Raw genomic sequence first — 16,293 nt, 5'->3', positions numbered from 1 at the left:
AAAAAAATTTGCTAAGCTTGGTGCCGCTTTACTTTCTTCTCCAAAGTTATCGTTGAAACCAATAAAATACAACCGAATAAAAACAATAAGTAAGGAAAAATCACCAAGGTAAAGCGTTCTGCTAGAAAACCCAAGACAGGCGGCAAACAAGTCGTTCCAGTATAAGCTAACGCCAGCTGCAGGCTCATGATTCGTGCAGAATCTTTAGTGCCGAATCGTTCCGGAGTTTCATGCAGCATGGTTGGAAAAATCGCGGCCGAGCCTAATCCAGTAAAAATAAACCCGACGGCAGCGAAATTTCCGCTGCCTAAAAATAGAACGACGACTCCTCCTATCAACAGCAGCTCACTCAAATACAATATTTTTCTACTCGATAAGAAAAAAGTGAAAAAACCGGCTGCCAAACGGCCGACAGTCAAACTCGCATAATAGCCTGAAGTCATAAATGCGGCTGTCGCTACTGGAATATCCTTCACTTTAACTAAAAAGCTGCTGCCCCACAATCCCATACATGCTTCGATCCCCACATAAAAAATAAAGCAGATCAAAGAAAAAATGATGCCTGGACGCTTAATCAAAGTAAGCATGGAATCCTGCATCTCACTAGCATGGGGAATTTCCCGCGGCTGCTTCCACTGTTTTCGAGAGAAAAAGACGATTACTACTAGAATAAATTGCAGACAGGCTAAAATAAGATAACCGCCCCGCCAATTTTGATTCTTCAAATAAAAGCCCATAATAATCGGCCCCATCGTTGCCCCTATCCCCCAAAATCCATGCAGCCAATTCATATGATGAGCTTTATAGTGCAAGGCGACATAGTCATTGACTGCCGTATCGATCGCACCGGCACCCAAGCCCAGCGGGAGCGCACTGATAATCAAAAAGAAGAAATTTTGCGAGATCGAAAATCCACAAAGTCCAATCACCGTGAAAAAAATGCTGCACACGATCAAATTACCAACACCAATCTTTTGAATCATTCGATTGGTTTGAAAGCTAGAAAAAATCGTTCCCATCGAGATCACCATCGCGACGATCCCAGCAGAACTGGCGGCAACTTGAAATTCTCCATTCATACTAGGCCAAGCGACTCCCAAAATCGTATCCGGCAATCCTAAACTAATAAATATTAAATAAATCAACCCTAAAAACAAGACACTTTTCTTCATTGACTCCCTCTCTCTTCTGACTCTTTTCAAAGAGACACAATCTTATTGTACAGGAGGATCAATTTTTTTAAATAGTCTTTTACAGAAAAAAGGATTCATTACATCCCGTGAAAATCTATTCCACATGCTCACTTTGAAAGCTCATGGTAATCACTAAACACTCATCCTGATAGCTTCCCTCGATCGTCCCGTTCATTTTCTCCACCAGTTCTTTTACAATCGTCAAGCCTAACCCGCTGCTCATACTGTTGCTGTCTTGAGAAAAAAAGGCGAACTTATCAAACAAATGAGGCAGATTCGCTGCATCAAAATCCGTTGTTTGATTAGAAAACGTAATATATGCCCGCTCATTTTTAATATAGCTATGGATCGAGGCACTGCGGGTCTTGTGCTTCAACAGGTTATCCAGCAAATTCTGAAAAATATGTTCAACCGCGGTATGATTAGCTAAAACTAGCAGATCTTGTTCTAAAGTCACGTCAAGTTCAATATGATTTTTTTCAAAGTCAGGATAATAAAAGGCCAAGGTTTCAGCTAAGATCGTATGGATATTTAATAGTCCCAACGTTAATTGATAATCCTTCGAATCCAGTTTAGATAATTCAAAGAAACTGTTGATCCGCTCATTCAGTACTTCGATTTTTCGATCAACGATCGTTAAGTATTCCGACTGCTTTTTATCTGGCAGATCCTTCAAACTCAACATTTGGATATAGCCATGAATCGAGGTCAAGGGCGTTCTCAGGTCATGCGACATGTTCAAAACAAGCTCCTGCAACTCTTTATTTTTCCGATTGGTTTGCTGCTCCAGCATTTTCTTCCAGTGAATGAACTGATTCATTTCATCGATCAGCTTCACTAGGTCAGGCTCTTGAAATTCTGATAGCAGCAGCTTGTTTGTGTCATTGTCCTGAATCAGTTCCAGCTGCTGATAAATATTTCTCAGCTCATTTTTCATTAGAAAAAGGTAGCCAGCTAAAAAAAGGATGATCGCAATCAATATGATTACCAAAATGCCCATTGCCCTCAACTCCGTTTTCTCTTAATTAGCGAATCTCTTTTTTCCGAAAAACTGTATAACCCAAAATCAGCGAAAGAACCGTCATTGATAAGCCGATGATGATCGTTCTGAATATATCTGCATTTGTCAGCAGATGGATGTGTGCTACATAATTCAAACAGGTGATTGGTTCAAAATCAGCAAATCGTTCACTTTGAACAAATGCACCGACGAAAAAAATAATCGTCTGGTAAGAAAATACAATCGCAGTCACCGCTGAACTGCTCTGTAACAGAATCCCCAACAACAGCATAACGCCAACGAATCCCATATACATCGGAGCTTGAAGACCAATGATTTTCAACATCATGATAAAATCATTGAAGTAAAAACTGCCGGAAAAACCGTGAAAAATCTGATTCATCAATAACCCTACGAGACAATACAGAAGCGGCATCAGACAAGCCAAAATCGAGCAGAAAATAAATTTAGCCAAATAAAGTTGGGGTCGTGAATACTTAAAGGGCACACTATTTTTAATCGTTCCCCACTTAAAATCCGAAATAAAGCTAAACAGAACAACTGGAATCAAAAAGTAAAAGAGAAAATTTGAGACTCTCAATTGCTGCGCCATAATCCCTGAACCATTTGGCGCAAATGACATCGCATTTGTGTTTCTCATATCAGAAACGAGCGTTAGCGTTCCGTGTCCTCCTGAAGCCAAGGCAGTCAGGTTTCCCAAAAGCAAGAAAATTATCCAACCAAGTAGAATACCTAACCAGATTTTACTTTTTCTGAGACGGTAAAAATCTGCTTTAAGAATGTTTAACATTTTGGTTTCCTCCCTCAGTCAAATTTAAATAGTAGGATTCCAACGACAAGCCTTTACGCTCGACCTCTTTGACTTCGACTCCGTTTTTGACCAGCGCTGATATCACCCGCTGGCTTTCATTGATGCAATCAAACAAGCGAATCCGCTGATCGTCCAGAATTTGATAATTTTCAGTATGAATCGTCTGTTCCAATACAAAGGAAGCTTTTTTTGTATCATCGACTTTCAACAATAAATATTTGCCGCATTTTTTCTGTAAAGCAGGTTCCGATATTTCCTCAATCATTTTTCCTTGATGAATAAAGCCGTAAGTCGTTGCAATATGAGACAGCTCATCTAGGATGTGACTGGAAATGAGGATTGTTACATTGGATTCGTGATTCAACTTCAATAAAATTTTACGAAATTCCGCTAGTCCTTGCGGATCAAGTCCATTGAAAGGCTCATCTAAAATCAGCAGATCAGGATTATTCATGATAGCTAAGCCTAAAGCTAAGCGCTGCTTCATTCCTAACGAAAAATTCTTAAACTTCTTCCTCCCGGCATCGTCTAAGCCGATTTTTTCAAGCAGCTGCCCGACGATTTCTTTATCCGTGATCCCTTTAAACTTAGCATAGTAAGCCAGATTTTCATGGGCTGATAAATAAGGATAAAAAGAAGGGCTTTCGATCAATGAACCGATCCGCTCTCTGTAGTTAGCTAAATCAGCCGGAGTGTTTTTACCAAAGAGCTCCAAAGTACCAGAGTTTCCTTCAATTAACGAAAGAATGTACTTCATCGTCGTTGTTTTACCGGAACCATTCTGACCGACAAAACCATAAATATCCCCTCTTTGAACATTCATAGAAAAATCTGCTAATGCATACTCCTTTCCATAAAGCTTGTTTAAATGATTGATAGCTACAATTGTCTCAGACATCTATTTTCATCTCCGTTTCTTTCTATTTATCATGTCGTAAAAGTTTTTTATCGTCTAAACTCAACTTATAAATAATCCAGAATCGCATGGATTAATATGGGCACGAACAAGGTCCCGCTTTGCTTATACGCATAAGCAAAAATCAAGGTGCCAAAAACTCCCTGTCCTAGTAAATTGTCGAAAATGTTGGCAAGCAGATCCATAAAGGAACCGTTTGCTACGATTGTCGGCAGCAAGCCATGCATCGCACCAAAGAGTAATCCGCTAATGATAACGGCTTTCCAAAAACCATATTCTCGATCAATTATTGTAAATAGAAAACCTCTGAAGATAAATTCTTCCACAAATGCAACAACAATAAGGAAAAAGAAGGCTCGATAAATCCCCTTTACTGAGAAATCGCCATGTAATAAAAAAAGTCCTAGATAAACCACCAGTAGAGACACGCTCAAAAAACGCGAGTTAGATGTGAATCCTACTTCACTTAAGGACCTGCCTCTTATCAGCATAAAACCAAAAATCAAGAGAACAAACAGGAAATTTCCAATAGAGTCCGTCAGAAGCTTCAGCCAAACATTGTTCGCTGTAATATCATTTAAAGATATAAGATAATCATTGTTCCATAAAAAAGACATACAAAAATAAGAAAATACTCCGTAGATAAATGTTAGACCAACAGCTATTAATACCTTTTTATTCGATTTCATCATTTTCCCCTCCGTCTTATACCTAAACCTCTGATAGTTTTCAGATTTTACGCACATTTAATGATGTCATCTATTAGTATAAAAAAGAACCCTAAAGAAGCTTGAAAGCCAAACATAAAGAAATCATAAAGGCGGCTCCAGCTTAAAGCCGATCCCCCAAATCGTCTTGATACCCGCGCTTTTCCCCAGCTTTTTTCTAAGGTTGCTCACATGCACAGAAACCGTATTGGTATCAACCTCAAATTCGTCCTGCCAAACGAGTTCTAAAATTTTTTCCTTCGTAAACACCTGGTTCGGTGCTTTGATCAACAGTGACAAAATATCAAATTCTTTTGATGTTAAGTTGATCGTTTTACCAGTAATTTTGACCGTTCGTTCTGCTTCAGAGAGTTCGATCTCACCAAAGGACAGAACCTGTGCGGATGGAATAGCCGCGGACATTTTTCCATACATCGCAATCGCTTTTTCGGTTCGTAAATACAGTTCTTCAAGATTGAACGGCTTGGCTACGTAATCATCCGCACCTAGCTTGAGGGTCGTGATCGTGGCTATCTCACGTTCCTTGGCTGAGACAATGATGACTGGAATGGGGCGTTTAGCCTTTAACAAACGCAATACTTCCTCACCATCCTTACCCGGAAGCATTAAATCAAGGATAATCGCATCAAACTGAAACTGATCAAATAATAAAAGTGCCTCTGTTCCAGAATAAGCTTGCTTGATCTCGTACCCTTTCAGCTCAAAAAAATCATGGATCAATTTGTTTATTTCATTTTCATCTTCTACGATTAACAATTTCCGCAAGAAATATCCACCCCTTTTTTCTACACATACTTAAATTAAGTGTATCACGAAAAAAATACGCAAAAAAAGAGTCTTTTTGTTTTCCTATCCGTCAAAGGATAATCAGTTAATTTGATTGTCTTTGAATTTCTCCATTCATACTAGGACAAGGGAATCCAAAAATCAAAGCCGATAATTTTTTTCAAATAAGGAACATTTCTTAAAGTCCTTTTGATATTTTTAATCGTAATACCACCTCCATAAAGTGATTACATTGTATTCACTTTATGGAGGTGGTATACTGATAGCGACTAAAAGGATGGAGGTTTTTATCATGAAAACAAGACGTCAAGGAAATGCCATTGTTTTAACTGTCCCTACTAAGTTTGGAATAGAAGAAAATATTGACTACATTGCAGTTAAAGGTAAAAATGATTCTATTACCTTCATTAAGAAAAAAAGCAATATTTTTGAAGAAGCTTTTGCAAAAGGAGAAACGATTGATGCTGGTCCGAAGTTCCCTGATGACGCTCCTGTCGGAAAGGAAATGATCTAGTGAACTACAGTTTAAAAGGGTATACACCCAAACAAGGGGATATCATCATTATTAATTTCAATCCCAGCGTAGGTCGTGAAATTCAAAAGAAACGGCCAGCACTCGTAATAAGTTCCGATGTTTATAATTCTGTAACAGGGATGGTCGCTGTGTGTCCAATTACTAGTACAAAAAAGGATCATTTTATCCCCTTAGATGAAACCCACAAAACACACGGGTATATCAACCCTTTACAAGTAAAAACATTGGACTATACTGATCGGCGGCGGGGTGTACAATTTGTTGAAGCCGCTACATTGACTGAACTAGGAGAAGCTGCACATCTTGTCAGCATGATTTTCAACTTTTCTGAGTTATTAAGTGAGTAAAAAGAAAAACCCACTTCAAGCGACTGCTTGAAGTGGGTTTCTTTAGACTAATTCGATATATTTTTCATTCTTCTCTAAATGATGCAAATAGATCAACAAACGATCGTACAATTGATCATTGGCTTCTTCGATGGCTGCGCCGAGGTTTTCACCAATTTCCTTGACCGTCCGTTTGCCATCAACCTGCTGAAGAATAAAGCTGCCGTATTTGTCCAGCTCCATCTCAGTAGTTTCTGGGATCTTATAATGAATCTTGCGTAAGACTCGTTGGATCCAAGCATTTTGTTCCGTGATGACAAAGACGATGCCGTCACGAACTTCATAATGCAGATCTTCTTTGAGACGGTAGACGCGTTTTAACAGCTCTTCCGTTTCAGGATTCACAGCATTTGGCTGTTCTTTAGTCATTGTGTTTCACTTTCTTCACACTTAATAGCGGAATAATGATCGCAGCAACTAAGATCGCAAGCAGCAAGAATGCTGAACCATTAGATCCTAAGAAGCCTGTTGGTGTTCCAGGAGTTACCACACCTGTTACTTGTAAAATGATTCCGATCAAACCAATGATTGAACCACCAGCGATCAAACCAGATGACAAGCTGACACCTAAAGTAATACGTTCTTCTGCAACTTCTTCTGTTTCTTTTTTGTTCAATACATCGATCAATTGACGGATCAACGCACCGACTAAGATGATTGAAGTTGTAGAAATTGGCAAGTAGAAACCAATCGCAAAGGTCATGATCGGCACTTTCATGAAGTGTAAAACAACACCCATTGCAACACCGGCGATGATCATATGCCATGGAAGTGATCCAGACGTAATTCCTGAAGTCAATGTCGCCATCAAGTTCGCTTGCGGCAAACCGAATGGAGGATTTGATCCAGTAATTGCTAATTGTGGAGATAAGATTACCATCATACCAGTAACGATTACCACACCGACAATGTTAGAGATCAAGAAGTAGCGACGGCCTTCGTTGAAGTTTCCGCCCATTACAAAAGTAACTTTTTGTGATTGAGAGTAACCACCACCTACAGAGATCGCTAACACGATAAATGTACCAAACATTAATAATTGTTGTGTATTTTCAGCTGAAGTCCAGCCCATCATAACAAAGACTAGCGTCAAGATAACCATTGAAGCGATCGTCATACCAGATACTGGCAAGTTTGACGTACCGATTGTACCAGTCAAACGACCTGCAACGATAACGAATAGGAAGCTTAAAATGATTGATAATATGCCGCCCACAAGTGCCATTGCCACACTTCCAGTGATGACAAAGCCCATTACGATACCAACAACAGCGCCGATGATCAATGGCAGCATACCGCCGCCTTCTTGTTCAACACCGTCTTTACGGCCCTTCATAGTTGCAGAGATTGATGAAATGATTGTTGGGATCAATTTGATCGCGCCGATCAATCCACCAGAGATCATCATACCAGCTCCGATGTATTTAACATAAGAACCGGAGATCACAGCAAAGTTTGATGCACTCAATAATTGAGAAGCATTGTCCCAAACATGGGCATTGCTGTTAGCCATTTCCATGAAGTAACCAAGTAATGGCGCAATCGCGAAGTTCGCTAAGATCGAACCAGCAAACATCAAGACAGAAACGTCCATCCCAACGATGAAACCAATACCCGTTAATAATGGGTTTACTTCTGTTTCAAATTTCCATTTGTAGAAGCTTTCGTTTACATAGCTGACAACGTTATTCATAATACCAAATACAGAACCAGTTAAAGCAGTTAGCACACCGCCAATACCAAAACCGATCCCCATATATTTAAGCGAATCGCCACCAGTATCAGAAGCGACTAATGTTTCAGAAATAGCCATTGCTTCTGGATAAACCAGTTTACCGTGTTCACTTACAAGCATGTAATCTTGAACGATTGAGAAAACACCGACACCTAGTAAAACAGCACCGATACCTAAACCAACACCTTCGATGAAGTTCACTTTACCACCGACTAAGATTACGGCCGGCAATACGAAAATCATACCAGAGGCTACAGATTCCCCACCACTTGACATCAATTGCAATAAGTTCTTACCTAAAATGGTTCTAGGTTTTACAAATAGAGCGACTAGCCCTGATCCAATAATTGCACCTGGAATACCTGCTGCTACAGTCAAACCAGCCTTCATACCTGAATAAGCAGTCGATGCAGCAAAAAGTGCAGCCAGTAAAATACCTAAAATCATAATGATTGGCGAGCCTGCTTTTTTAGGCTTATCAGCTACATACGGGACATAATCTTTCCCTGCTACTCCACCAAAAGCGTCTTTTGAGAGTTTTTTCATTATCTTTGTAATTCCTTCCTTACTATCATTTCCCAATGAGATGAGGAACCCTGCAAAAAACAGGATTCCTGTCCCTCAGTACCTACTATTTAACTAAGCGATAAATAGCGTCAGCATAAATAGCTGTTGCTTTGAACAAGCTATCAATAGGCATAAATTCGTTTGGTTGGTGCATTACGTTTTCTTCACCTGGGAACATTGCGCCGTATGCGACACCACGTTCTAGGATTCGACCGTAAGTACCCCCGCCGATTGATTCTTCGTGGCCTTCAAGACCTGTATGTTCTTCGTAAACGTCCAATAATGTTTTCACTAATGGATCACTTGCTGGAACATAATGAGGAGTTTTCACGTCACCAATGATCGCGATTGAAACGCCTGCATCTTTAAGGACTTCTTCCATGTTGGCTAAGATGATATCTTTTGTGATGCCTTCTGGATGACGAACATTTAATGTAACTTTTTTGTCGCCGTCTGCACTGTAGTCGAACAAGTTCGCTGACGAAGTTGTTTCGCCCATTACATCGTGTTTAGTGTAAGCATTGATTTTCTTACCGTTGTAATCTAAGTGCATATATTCAGAAATGGTTTGAATGTAGTTAGCACCATTGCCGTCAAGTTTATAGTCAGCTAAGAATGCTGCTAAGAATGTTGCTGAGTTCACGCCGAATTTTGGTTCTTGTGCGTGAGCACCTTTACCGATCACAGTAATTGTGATTTCGCCGTTGTTTTCAGCAAACTCGCCTTTGATGTCAGATTTTTCAACAAATGCATCAAATGCAGCTTTTACATCAGCGACTTTTGCTTCGTCGTTGACTTTAAGAACTGCTGTTGCATCGCCGGGTACCATGTTGGTACGTAAACCTGATTTGAAGCTTACAAGATCAAAGTCGCCAGATTCAGCGTTGTCTTTGTTTGCAAAAGTCACTTCATAAGATAAGATACCTTTTTCACCATTGATGATTGGGAATTGTGCATCTGGAGAAAAACCAACTTTAGGCATTTCTTCCACTTCCATATAACGGTGGATTCCTACCCATTCGCTTTCTTCATCAGTACCGAAGATGAAGCGAATTTTTTTAGAAATTGGTAATTCTAAATCTTTGATAATTCGCATTGCATAATAAGCAGCGATTGAAGGCCCTTTATCATCGGCTGACCCACGTGCGTATAATTTTCCATCTTTGATCACTGGTTCAAATGGATCTGTATCCCAGTTATCGTCGACAGGAACTACATCCACGTGTCCTAAAAGCCCAAACATTTCTTCTCCGTCACCATATTCGATGTGGCCTGCTACGTTTTCGATATTTTTCGTAACGAAACCATCGCGGTCGCCAAATTCTAATACTTTACGTAATGCGGCAGCTGGTCCAGGTCCAAGAGGTTCTTCTTTTGTTCCATGTTCCACGTCGCGGATACTGTTGATACGGATAAGATCGCCTAAGTCTTTCATTAAGTCGTCTTTGCGTGCTTCTACTTCTTTTTGCCAATCAATTGTCATTGTTTAATCCCTGCTTTCTTTTTTTTATAACAAGTCGTTAAACCTGTTAGATTCATTAGAAAGATCATGTCTAAATATAGTTTCAAATTTTGACAGTTTAGAATAACTTTCTTCAAAAGACGAATTTACGGTCCCTTTTATGGGTGCAATACGTCAAAACAATCAACGGAAAAGTCCGCTCATGAATGATGGAAATGTTATTCTATGATTCCTAATTCCGCAGTTTGTTTCACCTCCCAAATCAGCATTATACCGTATTTTTATTCATAAGTCATTGTGAAACAACTATCATTTAATAGAAAATAGCTGATTTCCATTAAAAATAAAGCTTTCACTAAAAAAAACATGTTATTCAAGCTGTTCAAAAAAAGAGGCTATTTTATAATGACATGACACATTTAAAGCCTACAAGAAGTATAACGAAGGTTGTATCCGTTTACAAATTATATTTCATTCATTTAAGGTTGTTCTTTCTCATTTGTTTGTTATCTTTCATTAATTTTAAGTTTTTGAATTTTCCAGTTAATTACAAAAAAGAGATAGCCCAATTAGAGACTATCTCTTTTCAAAATCATTCTAATTTTTAATCAAAAACTCATATACGTGTTTTTTTATTCAAGCTGCGGCTTACTTTTTTAAGGCCGCCTGAGCCAACGTCATTTTCGCCTGCGGAATCCTAAACGGCGAGCATGAAATATAGTCGATCGCCAAGTTATTTAAGAAAGCGATTGACTTCGGATGAGCCGCCGCTTCACCGCAAATTCCAATCTTCAGCTTCGGATTGACGCTTCTTCCGCCTTCGATTGCTAATTTCATCAAGGCTCCAACTCCGGCTTCATCCAAGACTTGGAATGGATCATCCGCAAAAATACCGGCTTCCAAATATTGATTAATGATCCGCGGCGAATCATCGCGGGACAAGCCTAAAGCCATCTGAGTCAAGTCGTTGGTCCCAAAACTGAAGAAGTCCGCGTGCTTCGCGATCTCGGCAGCGACAAAGCAGGCTCTTGGGATCTCGATCATCGTACCGATTTGGTAATCTAAAGCTTGTTTATGTTCCTTAAGACTCTTTTGGATCGCTTCTTCGATCGATGCACGGACGCGGGCAAATTCCTGCGCGTCAATTGTAAATGGAATCATGATCTCAGGCTGAATCGTAAAGTCATTTTCCTTTGTCACTTCGCAGGCTGCTTCAATGATCGCTTCTGCCTGCATTTGATAAATTTCAGGATAAGCCACGCCTAAGCGGAGACCGCGGAAACCTAACATCGGATTGACTTCTGCCAAATTGTCCGTTTTCCGCTTCACTTCATTAAAGGTCTTGCCTAGTTCTTTCGCGACCTCGCGACACTCGTCTGCCCCTTTTGGCAAGAATTCATGCAACGGCGGATCAAGCAAACGGATCGTAGTCGCCTTGCCTTGTGCTGCCTCATACATAAATTTGAAGTCTTGTTTCTGAACTTCTTTTAAGTCCTTCAATACTTCCAAACGTTCGTCCAAGCTATCTGCCAAAATTAATTGACGGAATTGCAGCAGACGACTCTTTTCAAAGAACATGTGCTCTGTTCTGGCCAACCCTATCCCGACTGCTCCAAGGGCCATCCCAGTCTCGATATCATTTGGTGTCTCCGCGTTCGCCCGCACTTTGATCTGGGCATGGCGATCCCAAATCACATGAAGCTCATCCAACGCTACTGTGTTGGTCACTTCCTCCATCGGAATTTCGCCAAAGTAGATTTTTCCAGTGGTTCCATCAACAGAAAGAATCGTTCCCTCTTCAATGACTTTGTCTCCGACTGTCGCCTTGTTTTCTTCCAATACCGTCAATCGCTCACAGCCGACCACTGAACAGATCCCCATGCCTCGTGCAACTACGGCCGCATGAGAAGTCATCCCGCCGCGACTAGTAATCACCGCTTCACTGACTGCGATCCCTTCAATATCTTCTGGTGAAGTTTCTTCTCGTACCAGTACCACTCTTTCCCCGCGAGCTTTTGCCTCGGTCGCTGCTTCGGCAGTGAAATATGCCGCTCCTGTTGCAGCGCCCGGGCTAGCTGCTAATCCAGATAAGAATGATTCATGCAGTTTCAATTCTTTCTCATCGAAGTTTGGATGCAGAGCCGCCTCCAAATCCTTCGCTTCGATCCGGTCGATCAATTCTTTTTCGTCGATGATGCCTTCTTTATAAAAATCTAGCAGGATCGTCAACGCCGCTTTTGATGTGCGTTTTCCGCTGCGGGTTTGCAGGATAAATAATTTTTCCCGCTCGATTGTAAATTCAACGTCCTGCATGTCATGATAATGCTTTTCTAGGTTTTCACAGATAGTTTTTAATTGTTGGTATTGTTCAGGCAGCTCATCTGCTAATACTTGGATCGGTTTTGGTGTTCGAACACCAGCAACCACGTCTTCACCCTGTGCGTTGATCAAATATTCACCAAATAATCCTGGATCGCCCAATGATGGATTTCGTGAGAACACAACGCCGGTCCCAGAGCTTTCGCCAAAGTTTCCAAAGACCATCTCCTGAATATTTACTGCTGTTCCCAAATCATCGCTGATGTCATGCAACCGGCGATAAGTTTTCGCCCGCTGGTTGTTCCAGCTGCCGAAGACCGCTTCGATCGCTAAATATAGTTGTTCGATCGGGTCCTGCGGAAATTCACGCTGCAGCTTTTTGCGATAAATTTCTTTGTACTCGCTTACAATTTGTTTCCAATGATCAGCCGTCAATTCATTATCAAAGGATAAATTATTGACCTTTTTCAAGGCTGTGATGCGATTTTCAAAATCATTATTGTCCATCCCCATCACGACATTGCCGAACATCTGCAATAAGCGGCGATAGCAGTCATAAGCAAAACGTTCATTCTGACTGTTCTCGGCTAAGGCTGCGACTGTTTGATCATTCAGCCCCAAATTCAAAACGGTATCCATCATTCCCGGCATCGAGAATTTCGAGCCGCTCCGCACGGATACTAATAGAGGGTTGTCTAGATCACCAAATTTTTTCCCCGTTTTAGCGGATAATTTTTCAACGGCTGCCATCACTTGATCCTTCATTTCGTCGATCAGCTGGTTGCCGTGGTTCAAATAGTATAAACATGCTTCAGTGGTTACCGTAAATCCGGTGGGCACTGGCAAACCCAATTTTGTCATCTCAGCAAGGTTGGCCCCTTTGCCGCCTAATAAATCCTTTTGTTCTTTTGATCCTTCTGAAAATAAGTAAACCCAACGATTCATGCGCTTCTCCTCTTAAAATAATTTTATTTAACCTGATTCCAGTGTAATACGATGATTATACAAAGTCAATAAGATGTTTATATAATTTTATTATGCGCATATATGAGGTTTTAAAAGTGATAACTGATGATTTATCTAAGATAGACAGTAAAAGCTTTCTGTTTTTGGGCAAAAAAAAGACCAACCTTGAGTAAAAGATTGGTCTTGCTGATTCTAATCTCGGTAATACAAAGCTAAGCCTTTTAAAAAGTTGCGGGCATATTTATCGCCGCAGGGCTTAAAATTACGATGCCCTTCTTTACGCAGGATCGCGCCAAGCTCGCCTTTTGAAGGATAAACACCGGCTCTGGCTAAAATATCCAGCATATCGTCGCTGGTCAAGGCCAAGGCAATCTTTACCTTCTTCAATAACACATTGTTGATATGTTTAACTTCACCATTTTTTGGTTGTGGTACTGGGTTCTTTGGCTCGCCCCGTTTTAGGATGATAAAGCCATTCAAAAAGGTATCCAGCAGTTTATTATTGATCATTTTTTCGTAAACATTTTTTTCAAAGCTGTCATCTTCTTCAAATACCTGATCGTGTACCTTAGTCAGCATCGCTCTTTCTTCTTCTCGCGAAACCCCCAGACCGCCCAATTCAAAAGCCTTGATGATATCGGTGTCCTTAATATCTAACGCGTACCTTAATCGCAGCAATATATCATTATTATTCATTTTTTTCCTCCGTAGCTCTTCGCTGATGCTCCTACTATACCACAAAAGTGCATGGCTCCCTTCAACCTCGTTGCCAAGCTGAAAAAAAGATCGACTAAGTGATTGCTTAGCCGATCTTTTTGTTTCATTATTCTAATAGTTTACTGTTCCTGAATCACAAATCCATGAGATAATAGCTGATACTCCTCGCCCTCATGATAATTCTGTCCAAACACGCGTCGACCATTCTTTTCAACCTCAAAGGACTCGCCTTCATTAAAGGTCGCGATCAATGTTTTTTCTTTATAGCTTCGCGTCAATGAGAAGGCTTTTTTATCATCATCATAATGCCAAGTCGTGGTGCCATAGCTGAATACTTCAGAAAATTGCTTCCGTAAAGCAATCAGTTGCTTGAAGAAGGTCTGGAGCTCTTCATCTTGTCCTTCCCAGATCATACAGCGGCGGCAATCCGGGTCCATCTCGCCTTCCATCCCGATCTCCGTGCCGTAATAAATACACGGCGTGCCTTTTTGGATGAACATGAAAGTTAAGACTGCCTTCATCAGCTCTTTGTTCCCTTGACACAACGTTAATATCCGCGGCGTATCGTGGGAATCAAGCAAATTAAAGCTGACCTCATTGGTCTGATCGCGATAAAGCAGCTGCTGACGATTCATTCCGAAAATCATTTGCGAGATTGAGATCGTCTGCTCCACGAAAAAGGCTTTGATGCTGTCGGTGAAAGCATAGTTCATCACCGCGTGAAATTCATCCCCCTGCAGCCAGCGCTGTGAAGAATGCCAGATTTCCCCTAAGATATATAAATCCTCTTTTTGCTGCAAAACCGCCTCATGAAATTCCTTCCAAAAATGATGATCGACTTCATTGGCTACATCTAGCCGCCAGCCGTCAATATCAAATTCGCGAATCCAATAGGTCGCAATCTCCAATAAATAATTTTGGACTTCGGGGTTGGCAGTGTTCAGCTTCGGCATGTGTGGATTGAAGCTGAAGGTATCATAATTCAAATTTTTCGCATATTCCGAATCGGGAATCGCTGTATACCGCGGTGGATAGGAATCAATATGGAACCAATCAGCATAAGCAGATTCCTCCCCATGCAAAATCACATCCTGCCATTGATGCGAGCTGGAGCCTAGATGATTGAATACTGCATCCAGCATAACGCGAATTCCGCGCTCATGGGCTTTTTCCACCAGCTCGCGGAACAGCTGCTTATTGCCAAAATGCGGATCAATTTCATAATAATCCACCGTATCGTATTTATGATTCGACGGCGAAGTGAAGATCGGACAGAGATACAAGCCGTTGACACCCAAGTCTTCCAAATAATCCAACTTGTCGATGACACCCTGCAAATCCCCGCCAAAGAAATTCTCGCGGGTGGGCTTTTCACTTCCCCAGGCTAACACATCGTCTGGATCGTTCGATGGATCACCATTATAAAAGCGTTCCGGAAAAATCTGATACCAAACCGTTTTTGCTACCCAATCCGGCACTTTAAACCGATCGATCTCTTGAAAATACGGCATCCGAAAATATAAATAGTCCCGCGCTAAACGATCCTCTTCGTATTCAAAAATTCCTTGATCGGTATAAAAAATCTGTGTTCCAGCATAATCCGTAATACAAAACGCATACGCCAAGCGATGATGCGGTGCGGTCACTTCGATTTCCCAATAATCATGCGTATCGGTCGTATAGGTTTTGTTCATTGTTTGCTGGGTGTGATACCATTTCTCCTCCGCAAAGGTATAAAAATCGCCGCTGATCAAACCAACGGATTTTATTTCATTGCGGGCTGTTTGCAGGCGAATCCGCATCAAATCTTTCGTATAAAGAAAAGCGAACTCGCTCTCGGGACGATGATAAATTCCTGCATAATTCATCCCACCACCTCCATTTCTGAACCCATTGTACCAAACTTTTTGGCAGCGGCTCCACTGCTAACTTTTCTCAAGGGTTTAAAAGACTTTTTTTTCTTGAAATATGCTAATATAATAATAGAAGAATAAATTTTCTTCGCCTCGTTTATCGAGGATCACTCCAGGGCGTAGCATGTTTGGGGAAGCGGCTGCGTCCGTATTTTTTTTTGACAAAATCAGAAAATTTTGTTTTAATGAAATCAACTAATATTGAAACGAGGGATCATGCCATTGAAAAACTAAGCGA

14 protein-coding genes are annotated in these 16,293 nt (G+C 40.9%); 2 read left to right on the top strand and 12 right to left on the bottom strand.

Translation table 11 applies throughout. The annotated features are described in order from the left end of the window. Window positions 1-11: 11 nt before the first annotated feature. From FFR60_RS02775 to FFR60_RS02750, 6 genes are all read right to left on the bottom strand, one after another. Window positions 12-1,172 (bottom strand): MFS transporter, encoded by a 1,161-nt coding sequence (locus FFR60_RS02775; RefSeq protein ID WP_137662934.1) that lies wholly within the window; start codon window positions 1,170-1,172, stop codon window positions 12-14. Between the two features lie 115 nt (window positions 1,173-1,287). Continuing rightward, window positions 1,288-2,193: a sensor histidine kinase gene (locus FFR60_RS02770; protein WP_137662933.1), complete on the bottom strand. Its 906-nt coding sequence runs from the start codon at window positions 2,191-2,193 to the stop codon at window positions 1,288-1,290. Between the two features lie 25 nt (window positions 2,194-2,218). Further along, window positions 2,219-3,004 carry an ABC-2 family transporter permease gene (locus FFR60_RS02765; RefSeq protein WP_137662932.1) on the bottom strand — a complete coding sequence of 262 codons (786 nt, stop codon included), beginning with the start codon at window positions 3,002-3,004 and terminating at the stop codon, window positions 2,219-2,221. Continuing rightward, window positions 2,988-3,923 carry an ATP-binding cassette domain-containing protein gene (locus FFR60_RS02760; protein WP_137662931.1) on the bottom strand — a complete coding sequence of 312 codons (936 nt, stop codon included), beginning with the start codon at window positions 3,921-3,923 and terminating at the stop codon, window positions 2,988-2,990. Before FFR60_RS02760 ends, FFR60_RS02765 begins: the two co-directional genes overlap by 17 nt. Window positions 3,924-3,988: 65 nt before the next feature. Next, complete coding sequence (locus FFR60_RS02755) at window positions 3,989-4,633, bottom strand: CPBP family intramembrane glutamic endopeptidase (protein WP_171004849.1); 645 nt, start codon at window positions 4,631-4,633, stop codon at window positions 3,989-3,991. Between the two features lie 120 nt (window positions 4,634-4,753). Beyond that, a complete protein-coding gene (locus FFR60_RS02750; protein WP_137662929.1) occupies window positions 4,754-5,434 on the bottom strand; it encodes a response regulator transcription factor in 681 nt (226 codons plus the stop codon). Between the two features lie 313 nt (window positions 5,435-5,747). On the opposite strand from FFR60_RS02750, the gene mazE reads away from it, so the two are divergent. Further along, a complete protein-coding gene (gene mazE / locus FFR60_RS02745; RefSeq protein WP_088935376.1) occupies window positions 5,748-5,969 on the top strand; it encodes a type II toxin-antitoxin system PemI/MazE family antitoxin in 222 nt (73 codons plus the stop codon). Further along, window positions 5,969-6,337, top strand: coding sequence for a type II toxin-antitoxin system PemK/MazF family toxin (locus tag FFR60_RS02740; protein ID WP_088935377.1), 369 nt, complete (start codon window positions 5,969-5,971; stop codon window positions 6,335-6,337). The genes mazE and FFR60_RS02740 overlap by 1 nt, the downstream gene beginning before the upstream one ends. 42 nt (window positions 6,338-6,379) lie before the next feature. On the opposite strand, the gene FFR60_RS02735 is transcribed toward FFR60_RS02740, so the two are convergent. The 6 genes from FFR60_RS02735 to FFR60_RS02710 form a co-directional block, all read right to left on the bottom strand. Beyond that, entirely contained in the window at window positions 6,380-6,745 is a 366-nt protein-coding gene (locus tag FFR60_RS02735; RefSeq protein ID WP_137662928.1) for a PqqD family protein, read from the bottom strand. Further along, a complete protein-coding gene (locus tag FFR60_RS02730) occupies window positions 6,738-8,657 on the bottom strand; it encodes an OPT/YSL family transporter (RefSeq protein WP_137662927.1) in 1,920 nt (639 codons plus the stop codon). The genes FFR60_RS02735 and FFR60_RS02730 overlap by 8 nt, the downstream gene beginning before the upstream one ends. Window positions 8,658-8,742: 85 nt before the next feature. Then, window positions 8,743-10,161 (bottom strand): dipeptidase PepV, encoded by a 1,419-nt coding sequence (pepV, locus tag FFR60_RS02725; protein WP_088935380.1) that lies wholly within the window; start codon window positions 10,159-10,161, stop codon window positions 8,743-8,745. Window positions 10,162-10,788: 627 nt separating this feature from the next. Next, a complete protein-coding gene (ppdK, locus tag FFR60_RS02720; protein ID WP_137662926.1) occupies window positions 10,789-13,404 on the bottom strand; it encodes a pyruvate, phosphate dikinase in 2,616 nt (871 codons plus the stop codon). A 213-nt stretch (window positions 13,405-13,617) separates the two neighbouring features. Continuing rightward, entirely contained in the window at window positions 13,618-14,121 is a 504-nt protein-coding gene (locus tag FFR60_RS02715) for a YehS family protein (protein WP_137662925.1), read from the bottom strand. Between the two features lie 140 nt (window positions 14,122-14,261). Continuing rightward, on the bottom strand, window positions 14,262-16,010 hold the full coding sequence (locus tag FFR60_RS02710) for a glycoside hydrolase family 13 protein (RefSeq protein WP_137662924.1): 1,749 nt from the start codon (window positions 16,008-16,010) through the stop codon (window positions 14,262-14,264). Window positions 16,011-16,293: the final 283 nt, after the last annotated feature.

The organism is Enterococcus hulanensis, from assembly GCF_005405485.1.
GTDB classification, from domain to species: domain Bacteria; phylum Bacillota; class Bacilli; order Lactobacillales; family Enterococcaceae; genus Enterococcus_A; species Enterococcus_A hulanensis.
The sequence above is the reverse complement of the archived record's forward strand: the minus strand, read 5'-3'. Positions and strand labels throughout refer to the sequence as shown.

Excerpts from the sequence above, each read along its gene's own strand:
- FFR60_RS02775 (WP_137662934.1), bottom strand. The coding sequence starts at position 1,172 with ATGAAGAAAAGTGTCTTGTTTTTAGGGTTGATTTATTTAATATTTATT.
- FFR60_RS02770 (WP_137662933.1), bottom strand. The coding sequence starts at position 2,193 with ATGGGCATTTTGGTAATCATATTGATTGCGATCATCCTTTTTTTAGCT.
- FFR60_RS02765 (WP_137662932.1), bottom strand. The coding sequence starts at position 3,004 with ATGTTAAACATTCTTAAAGCAGATTTTTACCGTCTCAGAAAAAGTAAA.
- FFR60_RS02760 (WP_137662931.1), bottom strand. The coding sequence starts at position 3,923 with ATGTCTGAGACAATTGTAGCTATCAATCATTTAAACAAGCTTTATGGA.
- FFR60_RS02755 (WP_171004849.1), bottom strand. The coding sequence starts at position 4,633 with ATGATGAAATCGAATAAAAAGGTATTAATAGCTGTTGGTCTAACATTT.
- mazE (WP_088935376.1), top strand. The coding sequence starts at position 5,748 with ATGAAAACAAGACGTCAAGGAAATGCCATTGTTTTAACTGTCCCTACT.
- FFR60_RS02735 (WP_137662928.1), bottom strand. The coding sequence starts at position 6,745 with ATGACTAAAGAACAGCCAAATGCTGTGAATCCTGAAACGGAAGAGCTG.
- FFR60_RS02730 (WP_137662927.1), bottom strand. The coding sequence starts at position 8,657 with ATGAAAAAACTCTCAAAAGACGCTTTTGGTGGAGTAGCAGGGAAAGAT.
- pepV (WP_088935380.1), bottom strand. The coding sequence starts at position 10,161 with ATGACAATTGATTGGCAAAAAGAAGTAGAAGCACGCAAAGACGACTTA.
- ppdK (WP_137662926.1), bottom strand. The coding sequence starts at position 13,404 with ATGAATCGTTGGGTTTACTTATTTTCAGAAGGATCAAAAGAACAAAAG.
- FFR60_RS02715 (WP_137662925.1), bottom strand. The coding sequence starts at position 14,121 with ATGAATAATAATGATATATTGCTGCGATTAAGGTACGCGTTAGATATT.
- FFR60_RS02710 (WP_137662924.1), bottom strand. The coding sequence starts at position 16,010 with ATGAATTATGCAGGAATTTATCATCGTCCCGAGAGCGAGTTCGCTTTT.